The 24,087-nt window shown below is 63.6% G+C and carries 37 protein-coding genes and 2 tRNA genes; 21 read left to right on the top strand and 18 right to left on the bottom strand.

Going from position 1 to position 24,087, the window contains the following annotated elements; genetic code table 11:
• Positions 1 to 3: 3 nt before the first annotated feature.
• Positions 4 to 198, bottom strand: coding sequence for a hypothetical protein (locus QA649_RS24775; protein ID WP_283019491.1), 195 nt, complete (start codon positions 196 to 198; stop codon positions 4 to 6).
• Between the two features lie 323 nt (positions 199 to 521).
• Between QA649_RS24775 and QA649_RS24780 the strand changes: the two genes are divergently transcribed.
• Positions 522 to 803, top strand: a complete 282-nt coding sequence (locus QA649_RS24780) for a hypothetical protein (protein WP_283019492.1) — start codon at positions 522 to 524, stop codon at positions 801 to 803.
• A 162-nt stretch (positions 804 to 965) separates the two neighbouring features.
• On the opposite strand, the gene QA649_RS24785 is transcribed toward QA649_RS24780, so the two are convergent.
• Positions 966 to 1,481 (bottom strand): hypothetical protein, encoded by a 516-nt coding sequence (locus QA649_RS24785; RefSeq protein WP_283019493.1) that lies wholly within the window; start codon positions 1,479 to 1,481, stop codon positions 966 to 968.
• A 151-nt stretch (positions 1,482 to 1,632) separates the two neighbouring features.
• Here QA649_RS24785 and QA649_RS24790 point away from each other — a divergent pair, with 151 nt between their 5' ends.
• Positions 1,633 to 1,854, top strand: a complete 222-nt coding sequence (locus tag QA649_RS24790) for an RNA-binding protein (protein WP_283019494.1) — start codon at positions 1,633 to 1,635, stop codon at positions 1,852 to 1,854.
• A 52-nt stretch (positions 1,855 to 1,906) separates the two neighbouring features.
• Here QA649_RS24790 and QA649_RS24795 read toward each other — a convergent pair.
• The 4 genes from QA649_RS24795 to QA649_RS24810 form a co-directional block, all read right to left on the bottom strand.
• Positions 1,907 to 1,983, bottom strand: a tRNA-Pro gene (locus QA649_RS24795).
• 96 nt (positions 1,984 to 2,079) lie between these two features.
• A complete protein-coding gene (locus QA649_RS24800) occupies positions 2,080 to 2,562 on the bottom strand; it encodes a DUF192 domain-containing protein (RefSeq protein WP_283019495.1) in 483 nt (160 codons plus the stop codon).
• 117 nt (positions 2,563 to 2,679) lie between these two features.
• A complete protein-coding gene (locus QA649_RS24805) occupies positions 2,680 to 3,342 on the bottom strand; it encodes a cold-shock protein (RefSeq protein ID WP_283019496.1) in 663 nt (220 codons plus the stop codon).
• A gap of 198 nt (positions 3,343 to 3,540) precedes the next feature.
• On the bottom strand, positions 3,541 to 4,302 hold the full coding sequence (locus QA649_RS24810; protein WP_283019497.1) for a Sir2 family NAD-dependent protein deacetylase: 762 nt from the start codon (positions 4,300 to 4,302) through the stop codon (positions 3,541 to 3,543).
• A gap of 378 nt (positions 4,303 to 4,680) precedes the next feature.
• Here QA649_RS24810 and QA649_RS24815 point away from each other — a divergent pair, with 378 nt between their 5' ends.
• Entirely contained in the window at positions 4,681 to 4,851 is a 171-nt protein-coding gene (locus tag QA649_RS24815) for a hypothetical protein (RefSeq protein WP_018641808.1), read from the top strand.
• A gap of 70 nt (positions 4,852 to 4,921) precedes the next feature.
• On the opposite strand, the gene QA649_RS24820 is transcribed toward QA649_RS24815, so the two are convergent.
• Positions 4,922 to 5,206: a hypothetical protein gene (locus tag QA649_RS24820; protein ID WP_283019498.1), complete on the bottom strand. Its 285-nt coding sequence runs from the start codon at positions 5,204 to 5,206 to the stop codon at positions 4,922 to 4,924.
• A 294-nt stretch (positions 5,207 to 5,500) separates the two neighbouring features.
• Between QA649_RS24820 and QA649_RS24825 the strand changes: the two genes are divergently transcribed.
• Positions 5,501 to 5,716, top strand: coding sequence for a hypothetical protein (locus tag QA649_RS24825; RefSeq protein ID WP_283019499.1), 216 nt, complete (start codon positions 5,501 to 5,503; stop codon positions 5,714 to 5,716).
• Between the two features lie 77 nt (positions 5,717 to 5,793).
• Complete coding sequence (locus tag QA649_RS24830; RefSeq protein WP_283019500.1) at positions 5,794 to 5,919, top strand: hypothetical protein; 126 nt, start codon at positions 5,794 to 5,796, stop codon at positions 5,917 to 5,919.
• Here the strand turns inward: QA649_RS24830 and QA649_RS24835 are convergent.
• Positions 5,916 to 6,113: a hypothetical protein gene (locus QA649_RS24835; RefSeq protein WP_018641804.1), complete on the bottom strand. Its 198-nt coding sequence runs from the start codon at positions 6,111 to 6,113 to the stop codon at positions 5,916 to 5,918. The two genes, QA649_RS24830 and QA649_RS24835, sit on opposite strands and share 4 nt — an antisense overlap.
• Positions 6,114 to 6,616: 503 nt before the next feature.
• Here QA649_RS24835 and QA649_RS24840 point away from each other — a divergent pair.
• A complete protein-coding gene (locus tag QA649_RS24840; protein ID WP_283026254.1) occupies positions 6,617 to 7,150 on the top strand; it encodes a hypothetical protein in 534 nt (177 codons plus the stop codon).
• A gap of 603 nt (positions 7,151 to 7,753) precedes the next feature.
• Here the strand turns inward: QA649_RS24840 and QA649_RS24845 are convergent.
• Both QA649_RS24845 and QA649_RS24850 read right to left on the bottom strand, forming a co-directional pair.
• Positions 7,754 to 8,050 (bottom strand): HU family DNA-binding protein, encoded by a 297-nt coding sequence (locus QA649_RS24845; RefSeq protein WP_018323108.1) that lies wholly within the window; start codon positions 8,048 to 8,050, stop codon positions 7,754 to 7,756.
• A 152-nt stretch (positions 8,051 to 8,202) separates the two neighbouring features.
• Positions 8,203 to 9,012, bottom strand: coding sequence for a helix-turn-helix transcriptional regulator (locus QA649_RS24850; protein ID WP_283019501.1), 810 nt, complete (start codon positions 9,010 to 9,012; stop codon positions 8,203 to 8,205).
• Positions 9,013 to 9,108: 96 nt separating this feature from the next.
• On the opposite strand from QA649_RS24850, the gene QA649_RS24855 reads away from it, so the two are divergent.
• The gene (locus QA649_RS24855; protein ID WP_283019502.1) at positions 9,109 to 10,656 is read left to right on the top strand and encodes a carboxylesterase family protein; all 1,548 of its coding nucleotides are present in this window, start codon (positions 9,109 to 9,111) and stop codon (positions 10,654 to 10,656) included.
• An 88-nt stretch (positions 10,657 to 10,744) separates the two neighbouring features.
• Positions 10,745 to 11,047 carry a hypothetical protein gene (locus QA649_RS24860; protein WP_018641797.1) on the top strand — a complete coding sequence of 101 codons (303 nt, stop codon included), beginning with the start codon at positions 10,745 to 10,747 and terminating at the stop codon, positions 11,045 to 11,047.
• Positions 11,048 to 11,170: 123 nt separating this feature from the next.
• Here QA649_RS24860 and QA649_RS24865 read toward each other — a convergent pair whose 3' ends face one another.
• A complete protein-coding gene (locus tag QA649_RS24865; RefSeq protein ID WP_283019503.1) occupies positions 11,171 to 11,506 on the bottom strand; it encodes a GYD domain-containing protein in 336 nt (111 codons plus the stop codon).
• Positions 11,507 to 11,817: 311 nt separating this feature from the next.
• Here QA649_RS24865 and QA649_RS24870 point away from each other — a divergent pair, with 311 nt between their 5' ends.
• Entirely contained in the window at positions 11,818 to 12,090 is a 273-nt protein-coding gene (locus tag QA649_RS24870; RefSeq protein ID WP_283019504.1) for a hypothetical protein, read from the top strand.
• A 171-nt stretch (positions 12,091 to 12,261) separates the two neighbouring features.
• Entirely contained in the window at positions 12,262 to 12,756 is a 495-nt protein-coding gene (locus QA649_RS24875) for a hypothetical protein (protein WP_283019505.1), read from the top strand.
• A gap of 41 nt (positions 12,757 to 12,797) precedes the next feature.
• Here QA649_RS24875 and QA649_RS24880 read toward each other — a convergent pair whose 3' ends face one another.
• From QA649_RS24880 to QA649_RS24895, 4 genes are all read right to left on the bottom strand, one after another.
• Entirely contained in the window at positions 12,798 to 13,055 is a 258-nt protein-coding gene (locus tag QA649_RS24880) for a hypothetical protein (protein ID WP_283019506.1), read from the bottom strand.
• Positions 13,052 to 13,315: a hypothetical protein gene (locus QA649_RS24885; protein WP_283019507.1), complete on the bottom strand. Its 264-nt coding sequence runs from the start codon at positions 13,313 to 13,315 to the stop codon at positions 13,052 to 13,054. The genes QA649_RS24880 and QA649_RS24885 overlap by 4 nt, the downstream gene beginning before the upstream one ends.
• Positions 13,315 to 13,515: a hypothetical protein gene (locus QA649_RS24890; RefSeq protein WP_283019508.1), complete on the bottom strand. Its 201-nt coding sequence runs from the start codon at positions 13,513 to 13,515 to the stop codon at positions 13,315 to 13,317. The genes QA649_RS24885 and QA649_RS24890 overlap by 1 nt, the downstream gene beginning before the upstream one ends.
• 487 nt (positions 13,516 to 14,002) lie before the next feature.
• Positions 14,003 to 14,584 (bottom strand): hypothetical protein, encoded by a 582-nt coding sequence (locus QA649_RS24895; protein WP_283019509.1) that lies wholly within the window; start codon positions 14,582 to 14,584, stop codon positions 14,003 to 14,005.
• A gap of 194 nt (positions 14,585 to 14,778) precedes the next feature.
• Between QA649_RS24895 and QA649_RS24900 the strand changes: the two genes are divergently transcribed.
• Both QA649_RS24900 and QA649_RS24905 read left to right on the top strand, forming a co-directional pair.
• Complete coding sequence (locus tag QA649_RS24900; protein ID WP_283019510.1) at positions 14,779 to 15,231, top strand: VOC family protein; 453 nt, start codon at positions 14,779 to 14,781, stop codon at positions 15,229 to 15,231.
• Between the two features lie 393 nt (positions 15,232 to 15,624).
• On the top strand, positions 15,625 to 16,263 hold the full coding sequence (locus QA649_RS24905) for a glutathione S-transferase (protein WP_283019511.1): 639 nt from the start codon (positions 15,625 to 15,627) through the stop codon (positions 16,261 to 16,263).
• 134 nt (positions 16,264 to 16,397) lie between these two features.
• Here QA649_RS24905 and QA649_RS24910 read toward each other — a convergent pair whose 3' ends face one another.
• The 3 genes from QA649_RS24910 to QA649_RS24920 are packed head-to-tail and all read right to left on the bottom strand — an operon-like array spanning position 16,398 to position 17,119.
• Positions 16,398 to 16,559, bottom strand: a complete 162-nt coding sequence (locus QA649_RS24910) for a hypothetical protein (RefSeq protein WP_130367159.1) — start codon at positions 16,557 to 16,559, stop codon at positions 16,398 to 16,400.
• A 5-nt stretch (positions 16,560 to 16,564) separates the two neighbouring features.
• Complete coding sequence (locus QA649_RS24915; protein WP_283019512.1) at positions 16,565 to 16,810, bottom strand: hypothetical protein; 246 nt, start codon at positions 16,808 to 16,810, stop codon at positions 16,565 to 16,567.
• 54 nt (positions 16,811 to 16,864) lie between these two features.
• Entirely contained in the window at positions 16,865 to 17,119 is a 255-nt protein-coding gene (locus QA649_RS24920; RefSeq protein ID WP_018641780.1) for a PilZ domain-containing protein, read from the bottom strand.
• Between the two features lie 226 nt (positions 17,120 to 17,345).
• Between QA649_RS24920 and QA649_RS24925 the strand changes: the two genes are divergently transcribed.
• The 9 genes from QA649_RS24925 (at position 17,346) to QA649_RS24965 (ending at position 24,055) form a co-directional block, all read left to right on the top strand.
• Positions 17,346 to 17,420 (top strand) — tRNA-Glu (locus tag QA649_RS24925).
• Between the two features lie 105 nt (positions 17,421 to 17,525).
• The gene (locus QA649_RS24930) at positions 17,526 to 18,170 is read left to right on the top strand and encodes a hypothetical protein (protein ID WP_283019513.1); all 645 of its coding nucleotides are present in this window, start codon (positions 17,526 to 17,528) and stop codon (positions 18,168 to 18,170) included.
• A 181-nt stretch (positions 18,171 to 18,351) separates the two neighbouring features.
• Positions 18,352 to 18,981 (top strand): PilZ domain-containing protein, encoded by a 630-nt coding sequence (locus QA649_RS24935; protein WP_283019514.1) that lies wholly within the window; start codon positions 18,352 to 18,354, stop codon positions 18,979 to 18,981.
• Between the two features lie 122 nt (positions 18,982 to 19,103).
• Complete coding sequence (locus QA649_RS24940) at positions 19,104 to 20,099, top strand: acyl-CoA desaturase (RefSeq protein ID WP_283019515.1); 996 nt, start codon at positions 19,104 to 19,106, stop codon at positions 20,097 to 20,099.
• A 135-nt stretch (positions 20,100 to 20,234) separates the two neighbouring features.
• Entirely contained in the window at positions 20,235 to 20,477 is a 243-nt protein-coding gene (locus tag QA649_RS24945; protein ID WP_283019516.1) for a hypothetical protein, read from the top strand.
• Positions 20,478 to 20,577: 100 nt separating this feature from the next.
• On the top strand, positions 20,578 to 20,733 hold the full coding sequence (locus tag QA649_RS24950) for a hypothetical protein (RefSeq protein WP_283019517.1): 156 nt from the start codon (positions 20,578 to 20,580) through the stop codon (positions 20,731 to 20,733).
• Between the two features lie 313 nt (positions 20,734 to 21,046).
• Positions 21,047 to 22,087, top strand: coding sequence for a PrsW family glutamic-type intramembrane protease (locus tag QA649_RS24955; RefSeq protein WP_283019519.1), 1,041 nt, complete (start codon positions 21,047 to 21,049; stop codon positions 22,085 to 22,087).
• Positions 22,088 to 22,157: 70 nt separating this feature from the next.
• Positions 22,158 to 22,736 carry an HdeD family acid-resistance protein gene (locus tag QA649_RS24960; protein WP_018641771.1) on the top strand — a complete coding sequence of 193 codons (579 nt, stop codon included), beginning with the start codon at positions 22,158 to 22,160 and terminating at the stop codon, positions 22,734 to 22,736.
• 233 nt (positions 22,737 to 22,969) lie between these two features.
• The gene (locus QA649_RS24965; protein WP_283019520.1) at positions 22,970 to 24,055 is read left to right on the top strand and encodes a 3-deoxy-7-phosphoheptulonate synthase; all 1,086 of its coding nucleotides are present in this window, start codon (positions 22,970 to 22,972) and stop codon (positions 24,053 to 24,055) included.
• The last annotated feature ends 32 nt before the right edge of the window (positions 24,056 to 24,087 follow it).

The raw sequence follows: 24,087 nt of genomic DNA on the forward strand, positions 1-24,087 counted from the left end.
CAGCTACGCCGCCTCTTCGCCGTCGAACTCGGTGAATTTCTTGTAGATCCAGTCGCGGCCGTCGTGCCGGCGCCAGACCTTGCCGTAGACGAGCTGCCCGTTGATCGAGCGGCGTGGCATGATCACGGTCCAGAGATGCCAGATTTCGGTCCAGCTCGACTGCTTGCTGACGGTTTTGAAGTTGCGATCGAAAGACATGACGCAGAACTCACAGGATACGCGCGCCGCGACGAACTGTGATCTTGTGTGAGCACGGATTTCAGGCAGCCCATCGCGAGCCGGGACCGATCTGATAACGCCCCTTGAGGCGGCCGCAACAACCGCTCGCCCTTAACCTAACCGATCAACCTTACCTGCCACGGACGGATGGCCGGAGTGGTTGAAAGCCGGCGCCGGCTTTTCTAGAATGCGGACGATTTGAGATGAGCGCGCCGTTTTGGACGCGTGGCGATTTTGAACTGACATTGCATTTTGAAAAATGACTTGCTGGCTGGGGCGATCGCAATGAACTTGCAGTGTGCATGTCTGCGCCTGGCGGTGCGATCGATGCCGCCTGCCCCGCTGCTCCGGACATCGGTTCAGGAGCCGCCCAAGCCCGCCAACGACAATCAGATGGTCTGGCCATTCGTGCCGTTTCCGCCCGGCTGGCACGCGTCGAGCTGATCGCGTTGGGTCTGAAAAGCGCAACGCCGCGCAAGCGGAATATCATCGCTTGGCGGCGTCCGTTTAGGCATTGGGCGCTGAAATCCCCAACACTGATTTGTCTGTGGCGACAAGCCAAAGGTTCGATGAATCTTTGCTAATTCTGCGCCCCATGGCCCTCGCCAATGCCTTGAAAAATCGCGCGGAAGTCGTGCGATGCGGACAATGACCGCCAAGGCTTTGGCCAGCTTCGGACATGCCGCTCGCGCGCGATTGAGGACACCATCAGGATGCCGCCTGCCCTGCGTCGGCGATCAACCTGGCTAGACCGCAGCGCTGGCGCTGGACGCGCTGGCGGATGCAATCTGGGGATTGGCGCCGAGTGCGCCTTGGGCGTTGTAGGTCTGCCCGGCCTGACCGCTTTGACCGGCTTGCGAGCTCGCGGACGTCTCGACCTCCGTCGTGCCGTCGGAATAGGTGATCGTGGTGGTGGTGACTCCGTCGATGGTGATCGAGACCTCGCTGACGATGGTCTTGGCCGAGCTGCCACCGCCTCCCGATTCCGAGCTTCCGCCCGCCGATTGCGACGAGGATGTCGCCGACGTCGATGACGTCGAACTCGACGAAGCCGCCGATGTCGAAGATGCCGCGGAGGACGACGCCGTAGCGGTCGACGGCGTCGCCGTCACCGCCGCGCTGGCCGATGCAATGATCGACATGAAGACCTCATCCTGGGGAGCCTCGGGCGCAACGCCGGTTGCGTAGCCACCCTTCTGCTTCAACGCGGCGGGCGGGCGAAGCAGGCGCTGGAGGCGTGAAAAATTCGGCGCCGCGGACATTTTCCCGCCCCGACCGCAGCAACCAAACGCCGCCCTGCGCGTTGCAGCTTCTTCCCACCTGTCCGGGAGATCTGCGCGGCTGCGATCAACGCGCGCCCTCATGGATGGATAGTCATCTCGTCTCACGTCCGTGTGAGCTGGAGCGCGGCCGGTGAATTTCTTCGACCGAGCAGAGACCAATGAAGAGAAGGCCGCAAGGCAAGGGGGCGCAGTGAGCCAGATCGATACGACCGAGAAACTCTCCGAGGCACCGGAGAGCGGAAGCTCACTGTTCGCGCTCTGTGGCCTCGGCATCGCGGGGATCGTCATGCTGGGCTGGATCGGCACCCTCGCCTGGATTGCCTGGCGGCTCGTCGATTGGCTGCTGTTCTGAAGAGACGCTAGCGGGCCGTCAGGCCCTCGCTTCGAGGCATCGACACCGGGACTGGTCGGGGCAGCTGGATTCGAACCAACGACCTGCAGTACCCAAAACTGCCGCGCTACCAGGCTGCGCTATACCCCGAATGTCCGGCGAGCCCCGTCGATACACGCTTCCAAAGGCGTCAGCAAGCTTACAAACCGGCGCCAGCAAGGCTGGCAACGCCCCTCTTGGGCGACCCTATTTGCTGCCGAACAGCGGGTGGCCGACACGGTCGCCGGGGCGGATGCCGTATTTCTGCGCCGTTCCCGCCACCACCTCCAGAACCGCCCGGGCGGGGCCCCGGGACGAGATGATCTTGGTCGACAAGGGCTCGGTGTTTTCTGCGATGCGCAGGATGCGGCCGTCGGCTCGGATGAAGATCATGTCGAGCGAGACATAAGTGTTCTTCATCCACATCGAGATTTCCTGCTCGGGATTGAAGTCGAACAGCATGCCTTTGCCGTCGGCCAGCTCCTTGCGGTACATCAGGCCGGTTTGCTTCTCCTCCTCGGTCGTCGCCATCTCCACCGAGAACACCTGCACGCCGTTCTTGGTGACGATCTCGAGCGGCTGGAAGCTGGCGGCGCGGACCGGTGCGCTTGCGGCGGCAAAGGTGGCGACGAGGATGGCGACCAGCCAGCCCCTCGCAATGGACCAGACGGCCTTTCGATCAAAGTTCATGGGATGGTACTCGAGGCGGGTGAGACTGAACCAGTCCTTACGCGGCGACCATCACAAAAGCCAGAGGCGCGCTGGCCAGCCAGCGCGCCTCTGCTCACGATTGCGGGAACTGGCGCCTTAGTGCGACTGCAGGCCCGGCGATCCGGTCTCGGGATGGATCTCGGCCGCCATCATGCCCTTGGAGCCGGGCCCGAAGCGGACCAGCACATACTGGCCGGGGCGCAATTCGGTCATGCCGAAGCGGCGCAGTGTCTCCATGTGCACGAAGATGTCGGGCGTGCCCTCGCCACAGGTCAGGAAGCCGAAGCCGCGCAGCCGGTTGAACCATTTGACCTGGGCCCGCTCCAACCCGCTGGTCGGCGTGACCGTGACGTGGGTGCGCGGCGGCAGCATCTGCGCCGGATGGATCGCGGTCGACTCGTCCATCGAGACGACGCGGAATGCCTGGTAGCCCTTGGCGCGCTGGATGCACTCCACGACGATGCGTGCGCCCTCATAGGCGGTCTGGAAGCCGTCGCGCCTAAGCACGGTAACGTGCAGGAGGACGTCGGGCCAGCCATTGTCGGGAACGATGAAGCCGTAGCCTTTGGAGGCGTCGAACCATTTGATGACGCCGGTCACCTCGACGAGGTTGGCGCTGGCCTCGCCCAATCCGGTGAAGGGACTGAGCGCTGTGTCGCGGCCAGCGCCGCCATGCTCGCCCGGCGTCAACCGCCCCGGCAAAGTGCCCTGCCCGGGAACTCCAAGCTTCTTGGACTCAAATCCGTCCGACGACCCCATAACCCCGGACCCCACACTGCCATGCAACCCGCCACATTGGCGGCGCTCGAATCACGCGTCTTAAGAGAATGTTCTCAATTCGACGCGACGCGAATCTTTCGACTCAAAAGATAACACTCCCGGTTGCGACGCATAGACAAAAAAGAGATTCGCCGGGACCTATGAACAGCTTGCACAGCCGCGAATCAAACTAACGCCTCAATTACCGACGAAGGGCCCGAGGGTTTCGCCGATGTCGTGGCGGATGACGAGATCGGCGATGTCGTCCTGCTCTGTCGGCTCGCGATTGATGATCACCAAACGTGCACCGGAGTTCTTCGCCATCATCGGAAAGCCGGCCGCCGGCCATACGACGAGCGAGGAACCGATCGCGATGAAGAGGTCGCAATGCTGCGACAGCTCGGTTGCGCGCTGCATTTCATCCTCAGGCATCAGCTGGCCGAACGAGATCGTGGCCGTCTTCACCGGGTCGTCACACACGGTACAGTTGGGTGCGGCGCCGTCTTCGTCGAATCGTCGCTTCACCCAGTCGAGCTGATAGGACTGCCCACATCCGATGCAGCGCGCATAGGTGGTATTTCCGTGGAGCTCAATCACGTGCTCGCTGGCGAAACCCGAGGCCTGGTGCAGATTGTCGATGTTCTGGGTGATGATCGCGGGAACCTTGCCGGCGCGGTAGAGCGATGCCAGCGCGCGATGGCCGCGGCCGGGCTTGGCCGCCGCAAAAACCTCCTCCATCGCGAAGCGGCGGCGCCAGGATTCGTCGCGCGCCGACTGGCTGGCGACAAACTCGCCGAACTCGATCGGGCGGTAGCGCGTCCAAATTCCACCCGGCGAGCGGAAGTCTGGGATACCGCATTCGGTCGAGATGCCGGCTCCGGTGAACGGCACGATGGTCCTCGCTTCGGCGATCATGTCGCCGAGCCGTTCGACGCCGCTGCGAAGATCTGATGCGATCATGGGCCAGCCATCCTGACTTTCGTGCATGGCTCTATAGCATGCCCCGCGCCGGACGTTGCCGTCGTCTCGTCAGGCGCGCCCTGCCCTGCTGCAGATTCGGCGCGCGTCAGGCTGCCGTTCGCTAGCTGCGTCGCAACCAAGCGACAAGATTGCTGACGCTCTTATCCACGGCGAACAAAACGCGCGGAGAGACGTGCGCTCGGCAATTTTTTTCCGCCCGTCGCTTATCACAATCCTGCAATGCCGCCTCCCCATTGACGCCCCAATCAGAAGCGCCAATGCATATGTGAATGCGACTCACCGCGCGATGCGGCGGCAGCGCGTGAGTCCGCATGTAGACAGAGTCCCGTAGACAAAGTCCAAGTGCGAACAGAGGGGATGGACATGACCGAAGACGAACAACGCAAGATCCGCGAACGCGAAGAGATCGCCGCCCGTGTCGCCGCCTTCCGTGCCACCCAGGAGAAGTTCAAGCGCGAACGCGAAGAGTATTTCGTGTCGACGCTCGAGAATGCCCGCAAGGTGGAACGGCCCTCGCTCTGGCCGTAAGACACGTCTGATCAATACGCATGAAAAAAAGCCCGGAGCATCGCTCCGGGCTTTTCGCGTTATTGAACCTTTACCAGTGGCGATAGTAGTGGCGCCGGTAGTACGGTCCGCCGTCATAGGCGTACGGGCCCGGTCCGTAATAATAGCCCGGCCCGTCATAGTAGCCGTAGCCCGGACCGTAATAGCCGTACGGATGCGACGCGGCGACCGCGCCCGCGGTGATCGCGCCGGCGGCAAGGCCGAATGCGAGGCCCGGCCCGATGCCGCGTCCGCGCGCCTCGGCAGGCGCAGGCGCCGCGACCGCGGTCACGCCGACGGCTGCGACGGTGGCGAGAACTGCCAGTGTCTTCTTCATGGTCTCCTCCTTCGCAACAGGGGACACAACGCGGGCCGCCTGCGATGGTTGCGCGCGCGGCGGAACCGAGGGCTGTCAAAAAAATGGCGGCGAAGGCGGAACGAAATCTCTTCATCGGTATTAAATCTGCAAGTGCAGAGCCTCCGCTATCCGGTAGAGGCAAAAGCACGGAAGCCCCGTCAGTATCCTCCGCGATGCTGGCGGGGTTTTCAGTTCCACGGGAGCAAATGGCAGCAGACGCTAATTGCTGCCAGCGGGGCGGATACCAGGGAGGAAAGATTGCCCATATCCGCTTTGCTGGCCCGCATCCGCAGGCTCGTTCCCAAATCCGATGATCAGCACTACGAACAGATCGTGCGCAATTTCGGTGTCGGCGCGCTGCGCCCGCCGCCGACGCCGATGAGCGACGGCGAGCTCGCGCGGGCCATCGCCGAGTTCCTCAAGGACCAGCCCTCATCCGAATCTGTCGCGGCCCTCGGCCGGCGGCTCGACCCCACATCCCGGCTCTAACCGGGATTTTTTCGCCGGCGCGGAACAAGTGGCCCTCGCGCACGTTGAGGTTGTCTTCACGAAAAGCGAGGCCCGACATGCCCGCCTGGCTCGAAGTTCTGCTCAACCTGTCCGGCTTCGCCGGCTTCGTGGCGCTTGCGACCCGCGGCGCTTCGTGCGGCGATGCGCAAGCGACCGACCCGAGCCGCACCGACGAGCGCTAATTGGCGCGCGGCGCCTGGCCCGCCGTGCGCACCAGCCTGTCGGCCTTGACCGCGAGGCGGATGTCCTCGGCTTGCGGCCGCAGCGAGAAGCTGATCACCACGAAAGCGAGGCAGAACAGCGAGCCGACGATGGCGACCCGCCGGTAGGTGTGCCGATCGCCTTGATAAAAGGACGGTTCTGAAAAAGGCGTCATGACGTCGATCTTGGAGTCGATCTTGGAAAAGTTGCTTCTTGGCGAAGCCGTTTCTTGCTTGTCTTTCCGAGATATCTACTCCAGTGCGCGGCGATCGCAACGCGATTGGGCTTTTAACCTAACCGAATAGGGTTATCGGCTTGCGCGCAAGCTTTCGTTAGGAAATCGCGCCGGCGCCGTTGCACTGCGGGCTCGTTGGTGATCGACCTGCATTCGCCGTCCGGCTTTGTTCCAGATTCGACTCCACTTCGTTCTCGAAGAACGAATCGGAATCGAAGAAACCGGCGCGGAGCAACCCTTAACAAGAGATGTGGATCGTGCGCGCGAATGGCCGGTCATCGCGACCCGAGCGCGTTCGCCGCGCCACATGCAGCACCGATGAACGGTCTCGGCATTCGCATCGGCTTCGGGCAACCGCGACTTGTTCTGCATCCGACTCCATTTCGTTCTCGAAGAACGAATCGGAGTCGAGAAAATCAGCGCGCAACGTTTCCTAACGATCGATGAAGTTGCGCGGCGCGGCTGCATCGGCGCCAGATGACTTCGGCGGCACGAATGTCGAGACGACCGCGAACACGATGATGATCTCGCGGCAGGGTTCGCATCGAAAGCTGTTGGCCGAGCTCGCCGTCATCGGCCTGGCGCATCGCGGGCATGTCATGTTGCGCGAACGCTGGTGCAGAATGATGGTTCCTAAGCGACCGGCGAGAGCAGAGCCAAGCGCAACGCCCGCGCCTCGGCGATATCAGATCAAGCACGCGCCACGAGAACGCGAGCGCGCCTGCCGGATGTCGTCGATGTCGGCCGAACGTCCTTCAGGCCGCTCGCTTGCTTTTGCCCTTCTCGGAAAAGCATTCGAGGATCTGGATGCGGAGCTCTTCCGCAGCGGGGCCTTCGACCTTCCTGAGTTCGTTCCAGAGCCGGATCACTTCGCGCTGTTTTTCGACGGTCATGAGTCACCTCCAAGTGACTCAACTAGAACAAACAGAGAACATAATGTCCAGCCCTCGTGCGCAATTTCCGCGCAATTCTCTTGAACCTTCCAGGCGCTGCGCAGACTCATGAAGGCTGGGGATTTCAGCGCCCAGTCAACAACGCAGCGCCGCCTGACGAACATACTCCGTCACCGCGGCGCTGTTGCTTTTTGGATTTTCAACCTTAAGTTCGAGGTATGACTGACGGCCAGGCGCTGAAATCCCAACGCCGTCAGTTTGGAAAGCCCCGCGCGCATCGCGCGGGGTTTTTCTTTTTCGGAGCGGGCAATGATTTGCGACTTCTGCGAGCGGAAGATCCCGATCGGCCTCGCCGCCGGCCCCTATTGCGGCAAGCCTCAAAACGCCCTCGGCGGGCCGGCCGGCACGTGCGTGGGTGATCCTCGCGCTCGCCGGGCTGTTCGCGATCGCAGTCGCCGAGCACGATCTCTTCGTCAGACCGTGAACCTTTGGCAGGCTGGCGCGTCTAACTATTAGAAGCTTCCCCCAGGCTTCCCCCACCAGAAAGCCCCGCTTCCCCCAGGCGGGGTTTTCGCTTTCTATGGACGGCGCGAGGCCGGCCTGCGCTTCAAATCAAAAAGCGAAAGCCCCGTTCCGAATCCATCGGAACGGGGCTTTGGGCACGCAAAGCGGCGCGCGAGCGCCGGATCAGACGGCGTCCTTGGCCACCTTCAGCGGCGAGGCCTTGACCGACTTGCTCGCCGGCTTGGCCGCAAACTGCATCGGCTCCTTGGTGAAGGGATTGACGCCCATCCGCGCTTCGGTCGCCGGCTTGTTCACGACCGACATCTTCACGAAACCGGGAATAACGAACTCGCCGGACTCGTTGAGCTCCTTGTAGCCGACGGTGGCCATGTACTCGATGACCGACTTCACGTCGTTCTTCGAGAGCTGCGTGCCCTCGGCAATCGCATCGATCAACTGAGTCTTGGTCATCTTCGCCATGTCTGGAATCCTTCTGAATTGGGTGGGCGTGAGCGTTGAGGTCACTCTGCCGGGCACATGACAAAACCGCGCAGCGCGCTTCGTGGTCATGCCGGCGGTCAGGAAGTCACCGGGCTTAGAACCTATCGAGCCCGAAAACGCAAGCCGCAGTTTCACGTGAATCCCGTCACTTTTTGCTCGCGGGCGACGCTGTTGATATACGCCGCCGGCGGCTTGCCAAGCGCCTTCCTGAACATCGTGATGAAGGCCGTGACCGATTCATAGCCGAGCGCGGCCGAGACCTGCTGCACGCTCGCGCCCGCGGCGAGCTCGCGGATCGCGACGATCAGATGCAGTTGCTGGCGCCAGCGTCCGAAGGTCAGCCCGGTCTCCTTCGCCACGAGACGCGCAAGGCTGCTCTCGCTGAGCGCGAGCTGGCCCGCCCATTGCGCCAGCGTGCGACGGTCTGCGGGATTGTCCGCGAGCGCAGCGGCGATCCGCTTCAAGCGCGGCTCGTCGGAGAGCGGCAGATGCAGCTGCTGCACCGGCATGCGCGGCAGCTCGCCGAGCAGCACGCCGATCAGGCGCTCCCGCCTCGCCTCGTCATGCTGCGCGCCGTCAGACAACTCAATGATCAACTCGCGCAGCAAGGGCGAGATCGAAATGGTGCAGCAGCGGTCCGGCAGATCGACCAGCTCCGGCTCGACATACACGAAGAACAGCCGCGCATTCGCCGTGGCACGATTGCTGTGCGCCATGCCGCCCGGAATCCAGACCGCGCAATGCGGCGGCACCATCCACAGGCCATCAGAAACGCGGCAGGTCACGCCGCCGCCAAACGAGACCACCAGCTGCCCCTTGCGATGGCTGTGATCGGGCACCTCGCCTTTGGTCCCGTCCGCATCGACGCGCACGGCAATCACCGGCGCGGACCGGTCGTCCACATCGAGGTCGAGCCAGGGATAACGAAGCGGCTGTCGCATCTTTGACTGTTTTTGACGATCAGTTGCGATAATACGCAAATTCATCCAATGGGAAAATCGATAAATCCAAGGTCGCCCCGAACAGGAGATGCGACCGTGCCCGCCCTCACCGTCCCCAAAGCCGCCGAACTGGGCGCGCTCGTTCGCACTCAGGCCGGTCATGTGCGTGGCCGGGAGCGCGACGCAAACGGCGTGCTGGCGTTCAAGGGCATCCCCTACGCCGCCCCGCCGGTTGGGCCGCTGCGCTGGCGCGCACCGCAGCCGCCGTCACCCTGGCAGGGTGTGCGCGATGCGCTCACCTTCGGCGCGGGATGTCTCTCCTCGCTCGAGAATGATCCTCGCCCCGGCCCGCGCAGCGAGGACTGCCTCACGCTCAATGTCTGGACCGCTGCGACAGAGGTGGACGAGAAGCAGCCGGTGATGGTGTGGATCCACGGTGGCGGCTTTCAATTCGGCTCCTCGGCCAACCCCGCCACCGACGGCCGCCTGTTGGCGGCCAAAGGCGTCGTCATCGTCAGCTTCAACTATCGCCTCGGCGTCCTCGGCTTCCTCGCCCATCCCGATCTCGATGCAGAAGCGCCATCAGGCAATTGCGGCCTGCAGGATCAGCTCGCGGCGCTGCGCTGGGTGAAGGCCAATATCGCGGCGTTCGGCGGCGATCCTGACAACGTCACCCTGTTCGGCGAATCCGCCGGCGCCATGGCCGTCGGAATCCTGATGGCCTCGCCGCTCGCCCATGGCCTCTTCCACAAAGCCATCGGCCAGAGCGGCGCGTTCTGGGATGGCCGCCATGGCCCGTTGCAAAGTTTCGACGAAGCCCGCGCACGCGGCCTCGCCTTCACGCGCCGGCAAGCCGACGCATCGATCGCAGCCTTGCGTACCCTGCCCGCCGATCAGTTGATGGCCGCCGCGCCCTGGAGTTTTGCGCGCGACCACGTCGCCGATGCCTTCTCACCGAGCATTGATCGCCACGTGATACCGGATGTGCCCGCGCGACGCTTCCTGCACGGCGAACAGATGCACATCCCGCTGCTGGCCGGCTGGAACGGCGCGGAGGAATTCCCGTTCATGGCGCGATCTCTCCCTGCGCAATCCGCGCAAGCCTTTCGCGCTGCTGCCGAAGCGATGTTCGGCAGGGCCCGCCTTGCGGATTTTCTAAGGCTTTATCCTGCCGACACCGACGCCGAGGCCAAGTCGTCCGCCGCCGCGCTCACGGGCGACATGGTGATCGGCGAGCAATGCTGGCAATGGCTGCGGCTGCATCGCGCAAGCCGTGCGCCGACCTACGGCTACCACTTCAATTACACCTCGCCCTACACGCCGATCGCCTCGCATGTCACCGAGATCCCCTTCATGTTCGGCACGCTGACACCGCAGCAGATCGTCGGCAGCACGGCGCCGCCGGCCGAGTCCGACTTGGCGCTGTCGCAGACGATGATGAGCTATTGGGTGAATTTTGCCGCACGCGGCAATCCCAACGGGCCCGGACTGCCGGCCTGGCCCGCCTATGATGAGACCGAAATCGTGCAGATCCTGGGCATGACGATCGAGCCCGGCTCTAATCCGCAAGCCGATCGCTTCGCCTTCCTCGGCAGTTTCAGGGAGAACGGCGCGCTTCCGATGCGCTGGCGGGAGATCGCATGAAACTTGTGATGAGAGGCGTGTTGTTGAGACTTCAGTAACCCAACGCATCCAAGATTCATTAGGTATCGTTGCGTTGGAGTACCCCACAGTGCTGGATTTTGATGAGCTGCGTGAACTCGCAGCCGATGTTCGCGTTTTTGTCGATGTCGCCGAGGACAAGGCCGAGGCGCTGAGAGCCGTGATTGCGGCCTATGACGTGGTGCTGGCGATCTTCCCCTCCGCGGAAGGCATGGGCCTGCACGTGATCAAGGGCAAGGAGATCCTGGACAGGATCGCGACATCGCGGACCCATGCGATCTACAGCCACACGGCCATCGCGGTTCCCGATCTCGAGCATGCGAAAGCGCTCAAATACCTGACGACCCCCGTCGCGCAACGGATGGCCGCGTAGCTGCGGCGCGTCCTACCGCGCGGGCGCGCGCAGCGTTCGAGGCAGAACTGAGAATGAGTTCGCGAGACCGCCGCTCGATGCGGCGGTCGGCGGCCTCGCATGGTGTGGAGGCAGTTCGAACGATCAGCTGCCGGGCGCGCTGTAGGACGAGCGCAACTTGGCTGCATTCTGCCGCACCTGCTTGATCTCGTCCTGCGTGAACAGGCGCGTCAGCTTCACGTTCTGCAAGGTGCCCGCGGTGACCGTGAGGCCGGAGATCGCCGGCGCCGCGCTGGGATCAGGGACGTCGAAGATCACGAGAACGCCGGGGCCGTCGGCCGCGACGCTGTACATCGAGACCAGCTTTCCGCCGGCCGCCTCGATCAGCTTCCGCGCCGCTTCCTGGCGATCGGTCGCGGGATTTTCCAAAATGGCATTGAGAGAGCGCGGCGTGTATTGCCCTGTAAGACAGAAATGCATGTGGCTTACTCCGTTCTGAAATGAAGACGCGCATCGTGACGAGCTGATCGTCGCGACGCTGGGCTAAAATAGATGGAGTACATTGCCCGCCGTGGGCATAAACGCCGCCAGGTACTGACGAGGTTTCGGCACACCTCGTTGGCGGCTCGCAGGGAACATACCTCAGCGAGCCGGCGTGTGAAAGGCGGTTTCGAAGGTCGCCCCAAAATGGTGTCCACAAACCTCCCGAAGAATTTCTTCCGCTTGAAGGTCCCGTTAGGAACGCGGCCTCCGTATTCCCGTTGGCCAACACAACCAACCAGGAGTTCGAGATGAAGAAGATCCTCATTGCCGCCGCGGCCGTCGGCCTGATGTGCGGCTCCGCCCTCGCCCAGACCCAGACCGGCCCCGCCCCGCAGTCCGACAACATGCAGAAGCCCGGCATGACCAAGACGCACAAGGGCTCGACCAGCACGGGCACGACGGGGATGAGCCGCGACCGCATGGGCGGTAGCGGAATGGTGCGGCCCGACGCATCGGGCCAGGGCGGCTCCGGCCCCGGCAGCGACCAGGGCGGCACCAAGACACGCAGCAACATGAGGTAAGCCGAAATTCCTGTACGGCTTGCTTCGCGGCCGCGTCGCTCCCCACAAGGCGGCGCGGCCATTGTCAATTTGCGCGCACTGTCGCCGCGTCGATCCCATCATGATCACGCCAGGCCCGACTGGCAGAAGGCTCCGGCTGTTGTATGGTCGGATGTTTCTCGCGAGGGGCTGATGAAGATTGCCATTGTTGTCGCCGGCTTGATCGTTGTTGCCATTGCCGCCCTCGTGGCGATTCAGCCGGACTTTCTGAAGCCCGCATCGCTGGCCAATGTGAAGAAGTCCGACATCCTCGGCTTCTCGCCCGGGATGACATCCGAGGAGACCAGCAAGGTCATCACGCAACGCCGCTACCGCTGCCGCCAGCTTCGCGACACCTACACCCTCGAATGCGCAGTCGATGGCGCCAAGGTCACGATCGACAGCGACGCAGTTGACGCCAGGCATCCGATCTGGCGCGTCCATGCGGAGCTGACCAATCCGGGGCCGCAAGACGCCGCCGTCAAATCGATCTCCGACCAGTTCAACGCCCAGCCAACGAAGGACGCCCGCGAGGGTTGGATATGGATCGTCGGCCGCGGTTTGAGGCTGAGCTACGACGGCGCCGCCTTGACGCTCGTGGACGAGGCCGAGGAGGCCCGGCGCGGCAAGGACGGATCAAGGCGCTAGAGCATGATCCGGAATGATGCCACGAAATCCGCCGGGCTATTTCACTCCCGCATGTCCCTGGTCGCGAAGTGACATCCAAACGCCACCATGGCCAGCGTGAACGACGCGCCGAGCAGGATTTGGAGAGCCCATTCCATCCCCTCGCTCACATACCTGACGTCGTGCCGGTGCGCGTAACGCTCGGGATGAGCCGCATCAGGCGCTTGAGGGGAGCTCGTCAGAAGCACAAGCCACGCGACGGTGCCGCAAAGGGCGGCAACCCGCGCCACCTTCCCGAGCCTCTGAAGCCAGCGCTTCATGCCTCCCTCAGCACCTTTACAGCGCTGAGAATGGCGAAAGCACCGAAGCCATAGGCGAGCGCATTCACGAGCCAGGAAATGGCGATGCCGACGAAGGTCGGTCCCCCGATCGCGCCCCAGAAAAAGTACGCGACGGTGATGCCAGGCCACTCCAGCGAAAGATAAGCGAAGTCGGTCAGCGGCTCGATGGCAAGGAGCACCCCCGAGACGAGCGCTCCGATGACCAGTGCGATGATGAGGTTCGTCTTCACGGAGGGCATCAGAGACCCAGCAGCCCGGCGATAACAGGAATAATGAAATAGGCGGCGATCCCGAGCAGGCCGCCCACGACAAAGCGTGCAGCGCGGCCGTGAATCTTCGTGTCCAACCACGCACAAATGGCGACCACGGCCTGTCGCAGCCAGCTACCAATGAGGCTTCCGACGAGTTCGAACAGCAGTTCTGCAAAGAATGCGGCCATGGCGTTTAGTCGCCCCCATCTTTGGCGGGGTTCAACTGCGCTGGCCTACCGCAGAGAGGATCGGCCCGCGCACTGGCTCGTCCGACCTTGCCCTGGTTCATCTCACGCACAGCCCGCTCGCTATCTTGGGGAACGGTTCTTTGCCGCTCCGTCAGAGCCTCATCATCGTCGCGCTCAGCGCCGAGTACGGCTGATGCGTTTGCAGATCAGATCCCGACTTCAGCTATTGTACCGTGTGGTAGGCGAATTCAGCCTCCGTGGCGCCGCGTGGCAGCCGATCTTCAGACTACATTAAGGTCACAGCGCTCGACTGCAGTCCAGTGCACACAACTCGTTCACACTAACTAGACGGCCGGTTCCGCGAGTTCGCTGCGTTCGCGGCGCGTTAGTGCACTGTCAATACAATTCGGCACGCGCAGAATGGCTCCCTAAGGTGCCTGCAAGCAAAGAGCGGCAATGAGCGGACTTCCGCAAGTGCAACGCCTTACTAAGCGCCAGTGTGCCAAGGCTTTGGAATCTTAACTCCCTCGAATTTGCCTCCAAGCAAGTACCGACCCGCGTTCGCAACGAATGAAATGAATACATACGCCGCCGCCCAACTAGCGTAAGGGGACTGAATGTAAATCACATAGAACGAAATGAGTATCGATGCCACAAAACCGAAGCCTGTTAGCGAAAGCCTTCCTACCTGATCGGTGCGTCGAGCGATGATATCGGACGACTGGAGGCTGTGCTTAGCTTGAATTTCGATCAATTCCTTTTGGCGCTCCCACTCGGCCTGGCCGGCACGACTGAGTGTCTGCTGGTATCGAATGTTGAGGCGAACCGCGATTTGCTGAAATGTGTCGTAGATCTTGGTGCCGTCGTCCGGCAGCTCTTCAACAAACCGCGTAGCCAGCTCTTTGTAGCGATCCTTTACCCATACCTCCCATACCAAGCTGTCGGCGACCTGAGTAGGTCCGTAGATTTCTAAAACTTTGTCGCCGATGCCCACTTCTTCTACTAGCTGGGCTATCGAGAGTTCTTTTGAACTAGTCGGCTTCTTCACCTGCTCATTTGTATCCGCCATTGCCCCTCCGGATCACAACTTAAGGTAAGCACACTCGCCAAATCTAACGAGAAAGTAAAGCGCCGCCTTGCACTTCCGCGCACTAAGATAGCTTCGAGGGATCCCCTGCCCCTCCCTCCACTTTCCTGCTATCTCCTGTCCCCGCCGTCCCGGCCCAAAGCAAAACCCTCCGACTGTCAAAGGGAGCAACAACCATGCGTTATCTCCACACCATGCTGCGCGTGCGCAATCTCGATGTCGCGCTGAAGTTTTATCAGGATGCGCTGGGGCTGAAGGAGGTGCGGCGGATCGAGAACGACAAGGGGCGGTTCACGCTGGTGTTCCTGTGCTCGTCGGACGATCTCGAGGCGCTGAAGAAGCAGCCCTCGAGCCGCGGCGCGCCGCTGGTCGAGCTCACCTACAATTGGGACGAGGAGAGTTACGGCGAGGACCGCTTCTTCGGCCATCTCGCCTATGAGGTCGACGACATCTACGCGACCTGCGAGAAGCTGCAGAAGGCCGGCGTCACCATCAACCGTCCGCCGCGCGACGGCAACATGGCCTTCGTCCGTTCGCCGGACCTGCATTCGATCGAGCTGTTGCAGAAGGGCGAGCCGAAGCCGCCGCAGGAGCCGTGGCTGTCGATGCCGAACACCGGCCATTGGTAGGGCTGATTGGTAGGGCCTAGCGTCAGGAACAAGCCCCTGCCCCCGGCGTTCACCCCAGGACAATGCGACTGGAGGAGAACACGATGGGACGCGGAATCTTGTTGTGGCTGCTGGGCGTGCCGATCCCGGTGATCATCCTGCTGTGGCTGTTCTTCGGCCACTGACATCAGGGTCAGTTTGCGTTGAAAAGCTCCGCCCCGGGCGGAGCTTTTTGCATGAGGGGCCCGGCGCAATCGCCGACGCTGGCGCGGCGAAATTCCGCTATCAGGCGGCGGACGCGTAGCCCGGATGGAGCGCAGCGCAATCCGGGTCCGTTCGTGCGGCGAGACTGTCCCGGATTACGCTTCGCTCCATCCGGGCTACGACACCGGGATACGCCGCGGGAGACACTTCATGCCTGACGCCAAGCTGACGATCTGGGGCCGCGCCAATTCGGTCAACGTGCAGAAGGTGCTGTGGTGCCTCACCGAGCTCGGCCTTTCCTACGAGCGCATCGACGCCGGCATGCAATACGGCAAGACCCGCGAGGCGGACTATCTCGCGATGAACCCGAATGCGCGGATCCCGACGCTGGTCGAGGGCGACTTCGTGCTGTGGGAGTCGAACTCGATCATGCGCTATCTCTGCCTCGCGCATGGACGCGGCACGCCGATCTATCCGGAGGCAGTGAGGCTTCGCGCCAGCGTCGACCGCTGGCTCGACTGGACGCTGTCGGCGGTGCAGCCGGTCGACCGCCCGGTGTTCTGGGGCATCGTGCGCACCGCGCCCGCCGAGCGCGACATGATCCAGGTGCAGCGCGATGCCGATGCCGCCGCCGAGGTCTGGGCGATCGCCGACAATCTGCTCGCCTCGCGCCGCTTCATGGAGGGCGACCAGTTCACGCTCGCCGACATCGCGATCGGCTCCTACGCGCGGCGCTGGCTCGGCGTCGAGGGCATCAGCCGCCCGGCCCAGCCGAACCTGACGCGCTGGCTCGCCGAGCTCGGCAAACGAGGTGGATTTGCACAGTTCGTCGCACCGCCGATGTCATGACGCGGCGGCGCGGCTTAAGGCGCGACGCGCGCACGGGAAATCGCCGTTAGGCGGCAAACTTTCGCCGTCGCCGTCACGCTTGACGGCTACTGTGCATGGGGTTGTTCTCGCACTTTTTATTTTGGCGCTCGCGACTAGCGCCGCTCGACCAGCACCACGCAGATGATCAGCACGAGCGTGACGACCGCGGTGGCGAGCTTTGCCGTCCAGCTCAGGCCGCGGCCGACCCACCACAGCAGCGCGCAGTACATCAGCACGGGGACGACGATATCGAGCCGCAAGAGATCCGGCGGCATCCGCGTCAGCGCCTGACCGCGGCGTCGACGCTGATCGCGCCGCCGATCTTCACGCAGGTGCCGGTCGCCTCGACCAGATGAAAGCCGGCGCCATACGATGCGCAGGCATTCGCCTTCGCAGTGCCGGCCGTGCCCTTCAACGGCAACGCCTTGCCCGCCCGCGGCGGCTCGGATGCCGGAAGCCGCAGCGCCTCGGCCCCGGCCGCGGACGTGATGAGCAACGTGATGAAGATGAGGAGCGGTGCACCCATGCCGACCTTCTAGCCCGGACGGCTGCTGCGCGCCATCCGGCCGCGCGGGCGAGGTCAGATGAACCTGACGCCGGCCGACTTGCCGCGGCGCCAGATCACCTGGCAGCTCCGCCCGGTGCGGGCGTCGCGCGCGAAGGCCATCCGGATCACGCCCGGCAGCTGGCTCGCGTCCTCGTCCATCGTGATCTTCGCGCCGGTGTCGGAGATGTCCTGGACCAGGCAATGCCGTGCCGCGAACCCGCCGTCGAGCGTGATCCAGGCATGCCGCGACAGCAGCTTGCGGGCTGCCCGCTTCTTGGGTTGTGGCATCGGCGAAAATTCTCCGCCTCCAGCGCTAGCTCAGGGAACCCTAAGAAACCGTTGAAATCGCCTCCGAATGCTGCAGGGGCGAGGCTATCCACCGGTTCCAAAAGACGTTCCCGAACGGCTTGCCCGCCGCCGCAAAGGCCACTATACGTTCGCCCGCTGCAAGCCGCCGGGCCCGACTCGGACCGGTCGGCGGCCGTGCCGCCACAAGCGGCGGGGCCCTGCGTTTGCTCCCTTCGTCTATCGGTTAGGACGCCACCCTTTCACGGTGGAGAGAGCGGTTCGATTCCGCTAGGGAGCGCCACGCGCCGGGGCGGCGCGCGGACGCGGCCCGCGAATTTACCCCTCAGCAGTGAACCTCCCCGCCTCTGGCCTCCGACCAATGCTCGATTGGAACCGGTGCAGGCCCATGGAGCAGCCCAAATCCCCTTCGGACAGCCAGCGCGGCGTTGCCGCGCAGCCGCCGTCCTGGATGCACCGCGCCGTCCCCTACGCACCGGGCCGGCGCGCCAAAATGCTGGAGCACATGGCGCGCGCCAGATCGCTGCCGCAGCGCCAGGCCGCAGCGAAGCCATCGCGCACGAATGGCGTGGAGATCCTCAGCGACGTCATCGCCCACGTCACCCTGTTCGGCATCATCGCCTTCCTCTTCATGTCGCGTATTCCGCTCTACCTCGGCGCATTTCTGTTCCTGACCGACGGCGAACGGATCGAACGCATCCTCGCGGCGACCGGCATCCGGTTCGAGCCCGGTGCGATCGGGCCCGATATCGTCAAGGGCTTTGCATCCTGGTTTGGATGGTTCGCGCTGCTCGGTGCACTGAACGGCTCGGTCCCTGCCTTGGTCGCGCAATGGATGCCCCCGGCCGAGTCATGGTCCTTCTTCGCCGGCGTCGCTCTTCTGTTCGCCTGCCTCGAAGTGTTCGGGTCGTTTGCGATCCGGCACGCATTGGCGTGGCTCGGATTGGAGGACCGGTCGGATGGTCTGATCTGGACGACGATCAAATTCCTGATCGCCCTCGGTCTGCTGGCTCTGGTGGTGCTGTTCGGATAGGTGCCGCAGCCGCTGCTTCTGCCGCGCTCGGCAGTGACGATGTTGTGAGAGCATCATGGTGCACAACGCCCCGCGCATTTACCGGAAATTTACCCCCACTCCTGAGCGACGGTATCATTTGCTTAGAATTTGACGACTACCGTGGATTTACGGAAACACTCCGAAACCACGATTGGCCCTCATGTCCGTCGCAGAGTTCCTCAGGCAGCGCGCAGTGGAAGTCACGGTGAGCGGCAGCTACTCGCTGCCGCGCTGGTACGATTGCGAGGGCAAGCTGCGGACCTTCGCCTGCCGGACCAAGCGTGTCTCGCCGTTCCGCATGATCGTGGACGTGCCCGTCGTCGGCAAGGTCGGCGAGCGCGTGACCTCCTACTTCCAGGACTTCGGCGAATTCCAGTGCACCATCAGCGCGACGCTGAAGGCGGGCTTCCTGATGGAGCTCGAGATGACTCGAGCGCGGCGGGCGTGGATGTCGGAAAAGCTGACCTGGCTCGAGAAGAAGCAGAAGGACGCCAGCGTCCAGGAGCTGCGGCGTGACGCCCGCTTCGTTCCGCAGGTCTCGCATACACTGCTGACGCTCGCCGACGGCAGCATCCATCCCTGCTTCATCATCGACGTCTCCACGGCCGGCGTCGCCATATCCTGCGAGTACGATCCGCCGGTGGGAACCGCGCTTGCGGTCGGCGCCTGTGTCGGGCGCGTCATCCGCAAATTCGACGACGGCTTTGCGGTCAAGTTCGCCGAGAAGCAGTCGCGCGATGACCTCGTCCGCCTGATCGTGCGCGCGCCGCCCCTGGCGCAGTCAGCCTGATACCGGCGGGGCCGATCTTAACTCTTTCTTAACTAACCGCTGGAGCCGAGAGCCCCTGCGCGATAGGGTGTGTCCCAATACGTCCGCAATCAGTGCGGGCCTTAAGTATTGGAACTCCTGGAATGTCCATCGCCGAGGCCGCCCCGGCTGAAATCGCACAGACCGCCGTCACCGCCAAGCCACAGCTACCTCCCGGCGTCGTGACCGAGGGGCCGCTGGTCCAGGCCAAGCTGCGCGAGAGCTATCTCCTGCTCGGCATCCTCTATGTCGGCGCGGTCGCGGGCATCATCTGGGCCGTCACGCAGGGCGTCGGCAAGGTCGAGCTGTTTACGTTCGCCTGGATGTTCGCGCTGACGACATTCGGCATCGGCGCCGGCATGCACCGCCTGTTCGTGCATCGCAGCTTCCGCACCGGCCCGATCATGCGCGTCTTCTTCTGCGCGATTGCGCAGATGGCGGTGCAGGGCTCGATCGCCAAATGGGTCGCCAACCACCGTCGCCACCATCTCTATGCCGATGACGTCGGCGATCCCCACAGCCCGCAATTCGACGGCTTCGGCAATCGCTATGTCAGCGCGCTCAAGGGCTTCCTGCATGCCCAGGGCAGCTGGGTCTTCGACCAGGCAACCACCGACAACGAGTACTACGCCAAGGACATCCTTGCCGACCCCATCGCGATGTTCTTCGTGCGCACCCGCTGGGTCTGGTACGGGATGTCGGCCGTCTTCATCCCCGGCGTGATCGGCTACACCTTCGGCGGCGTGCACAGCATGATCGGCTGCGTGCTGTTCTCCGGCCTGCTCCGCGCCTATCTGCTGATCCTCACCAGCCAGCTCACCGGCTCGGTCTGCCACGCCTACGGCTATCGCCGCTTCGAGGTCGACGACGCCTCGACCAACGAGTTCGTGACCACGATCCTCACCTTCGGCGAGGGTCTGCACAACAACCATCACCGCTTCCCGCGGGACGCCTATATCTCGCACGCCTGGTGGGAGATCGATCTCAACGGCCTGATCATCCTGGGCCTGGAAAAGATCGGCCTCGTCCACGACGTCTTCCACGCCTCGCACCGCCAGCTGGAGCGGGCCGAAGCGCAGGCGGCCTCGACGGCGCGCTGACCGGCAGGCGGCGGCCGCGTTGCGGCCGTCTTGCCTCCGCATCGCCGCCCTATCGCGGCCCCATTGCGGGATCAGCTTTTGATGGTCCGTGCCGCATGCCGGACGTCTTTTGCGGACTTGCGATCGGGGGACCGGATGCCAGTCAACAAGATCACCTGGGACAGGGTCGGCCGGGTTACCGAGCCCGGCCGCTACATGTACACGTTCGGCTGGCTCACCATTACCGCCGACGATCTCGAGATCTGGAAGCAATACCCGGACGCCGCATTCACGCTGCTCGGGCACCCTGCCGAGGCGGACTCGTTTGTCGGCGAGGAATTCCATCTCGGCGCCTTCGACATCGCCCCGCAAGAGCCGCCGCCGTTCACCACGCACTGAAGCCGAGAACGCGGGCTCCAGGAAGTTTGCGAAGGGCCCGGCTTCACCCAGCGCAGGTCAATGCGGGAACGCATGGCATGCGCGTTGCTTAATCTGCGTCATGATACACATCCCAGCCGTCGACCAGGCCTTCCTGCTGCTGCTCATCATCTTCTGCCTCGGCACGTGCCTCGTGCGCGCCTTCTGGGAATTGGAGCAGGCGCGGGCCCGCCGGATCGCTTCACCACGGCGCGGTCGCACGACGGAGCACGACTAGGCCGTCCGCGCCGCCGTGCGCTCCCCCAGGCGGGCAATCCGGCTCGGGACAAGGACATCCATCGCGAATCGAAGAAACCTGCGCACTTCCTTGATCTGATTTGCCAATTCGCACACCGCCGCAAGGCGGCCGCTATTGCCATTGATGACGAAGTGGCTTTGTCATGCAATTGATTGCGCTCGTATTCTACACATGGCGCCCCTGATGAACGTTTGCTGTCGCGCTCGTTAAGCGAGGCGACAGCCTACGCATGACACATGGTCGCATCGGTAGAAGTAGCTAAGCGGACCAAGGGAACCTATTTTCGGCGCCGATGTACCTGATTGAAGCGTTACCTACCGTCATCGGAACTGCCGCCATCGCCCCGGCGCTGCTGATGCTCTGGCTTGTCATTGCCGCCGAGGAACGCCCTGGCCCGCCGGCCCAGGTCTGGACCGCGTTCCTGCTCGGCGCAGCCAGCATTTCCCTGCTGGGCCTCGCCCGCGCCCCCTTTGCCAAGATGGTTGCGGCCCCCGACAACCCCTGGGCGGCGCTGGCCATGCATTCGGTATTCGGGGTCGCACTGCCGGAAGAAGCCGTGAAGGTGATCGCCATCGTGCTGGTCTCCTCGACCAAGCGGCGGACTTTCGCCAATCCGATGGACACGGTGGTGTATGGCGCCGCGGTCGGCCTCGGCTTCGCCGCCTACGAGAACCTCGCCTACCTCGTCCAGCATGCCGAGATGTGGCGCTCGCTGGCCGCCTTGCGCAGCGTGCTGACGGTGCCGTTCCACGGCGCGCTCGGCATCATCGCCGGGGCCTACCTGACCATCGCGCGGGCCGGCACGGCGCTGGGCGCGAACCGCCACCATCGCGACTGGGCCCGCCTGTCCAGCCGTCTCCTGATCTTTGCGGGCCCGCTCGCGCTGCATTCGGCCTTCGACTTTCCGCTGCTGACCTTGCAGCGAATGCCGGATCTCGATCCCACCGTGCGGATGTGGCTGGGCGGCGCGAGCCTCCTGATCGGCTTCAGCTCGATCGCCTTCGCCATTCGCCTGGTCCGGCGCGTCGCGCGCCATCACGCGCCGCGCACCGAGATCGCACGGGAGAGGCTCAGCCAATTGCGCCGGATGTGGGCGCTGCTTCTGGCCGGTGGCGGCGTCGGCTTCCTCGGCCTCGCCTTCGTGCTGACCTCGATCCATCACTGGCTGATCAACCCCGATCGCAATCTGACGCTGGCCCTGATCCCGATTGGCTTCGTCTCGATCCTGCTCGGCCTCGCGCTTCTGATCGTCACGATCGCGATCTACATTCTTGGCCGCAACCGCGTTCGTACCAGTGGCGAAGGTTTTTCATCTGCGCACGGCGGCGGTTGACGCACGGGTTGGCGAGCGCGCTGCGCACGGGGTAGATTGGACGCATCGGTAGCCAATTTGGGGGTCACCCATGCCATCGCCCGAGGATTTTTCACGGCTGCAATCCGCGATGAGCCAGGCGGTGAAAGCGCATTGGAGGGCCTTCCTGTTCGAAGGCATCCTGCTCGCCGTGCTCGGCATTGCCGCGCTGATCGTGCCGCCGCTCGCGAGCCTTGCGACCGCGATCTTTCTCGGCTGGGTGTTCTTGATCAGCGGCATCGGCGGCCTGATCGTGACTTATTGGGCGCGCAGCACGCCGGGCTTCTGGTGGTCACTGATCTCGGCTGCGCTGGCCTGCCTCGCCGGCATGCTGCTGCTGGCCCGTCCGATGCAGGCCGTGCTGACGTTGACCATCGTGCTCGGCGCCTATTTCCTCGCCGAGGGCGTCGCCACAATCATGTACGCACTGGAGCACCGCCGCGAGCTCAACAGCCGCTGGTCGTGGCTCCTGATCTCGGGCCTCGTCGACATCGCGATCTCGTTCATGGTGATCACGGGGCTGCCTAGCTCGGCCGAATGGGCGATCGGCGTCCTCGTCGGTATCAACCTGCTGTTCGGGGGCGCCACCCTGATCGGCATGGCGCTGGCGGCACGCAACAGCAACACCTGAGGGCTCTCGTCGCCCGACAGGCCGATTGGGGGGTGACAAGGCGCCAACGGCACGCTATATGGCCTCCATGATCACCGTCGCCACCAGCTATTTTTGGTACTTTAGCTACGACAGCTTGCTGGCGGCAGGAGGATCGCGCTCAATCTAGAATATTGAAGCAAACGTCCGAACAGCCGCCAGACCTGGCGGCTTTTTTATTGGCCGGCAGGTTCTAGAACAGACAGGAGCCCGCCGTGCTGAGCACGACAGACGATCTTCGCATCCGCGAATTGAAGGAGCTGAGCACGCCCGATGAGGTGATGCGGGAAGTCCCGCGCACGCTCACGGCGACCCGTGTGGTCATGGCCGCGCGCAACGCCATCCATGCCATCCTGACCGGCCAGGACGACCGCCTGCTGGTCGTGGTCGGGCCCTGCTCGGTGCACGATCCCAAGGCCGCGCTTGAATACGCCGAACGTCTCGCCGCCTTGCGCGAGGACCTCGCCGACCAGCTCGAGATCGTGATGCGGGTCTATTTCGAGAAGCCGCGCACCACCGTCGGCTGGAAGGGCCTGATCAACGACCCCGATCTCGACGGCAGCTTCGACATCAACAAGGGCCTGCGGCTGGCGCGCAACGTGCTGTCGGCGGTGAACAATCTCGGCCTGCCCGCCGGCACCGAATTCCTGGATATGACGACGCCGCAATACATCGCCGACCTTGTGTCCTGGGCCGCGATCGGCGCGCGCACGACCGAGAGCCAGATCCATCGTGAGCTGGCCTCCGGCCTGTCCTGCCCGGTCGGATTCAAGAACGGCACCGACGGCAATGTGCGGATCGCGGCGGACGCGGTGAAGTCGGCTTCGCACCCGCATCATTTCATGGCCGTCACAAAACTCGGCCGCTCGGCGATCGCCTCGACCGCCGGAAACGAGGACTGCCACATCATCTTGCGCGGCGGCAGCAAGCCGAACTTTGACGCGGCAAGCGTTGCGGCGGCCTGCAACGAGCTGGCGAAATCCGGTGTCGCGCCGCTGGTGATGGTGGATGCGAGCCACGCCAATTCGAGCAAGAAGCCCGAGAACCAGCCGCTGGTGATGGCGGACATCGCCGGCCAGATCTCCGGCGGCGAGAACCGCATCATGGGCGTGATGATCGAGAGCAATCTCGTCGCCGGCCGCCAGGACGTGGTTCCGGGCAAGCCGCTCACCTACGGCCAGAGCATTACGGATGGCTGTATCGATTGGGCGACCACCGCAACCGTGCTCGAGCAGCTTGCTGACGCGGTCGAGATCCGCCGCAACACCCAACGCGCGGGACTGCACGAGCGGTCGGCCTGAGGTAAGGCCAATGCGGGCGGGGCGATGCTGTT

Source organism: Bradyrhizobium sp. CB1717 (assembly GCF_029714325.1).
Lineage (GTDB): Bacteria > Pseudomonadota > Alphaproteobacteria > Rhizobiales > Xanthobacteraceae > Bradyrhizobium.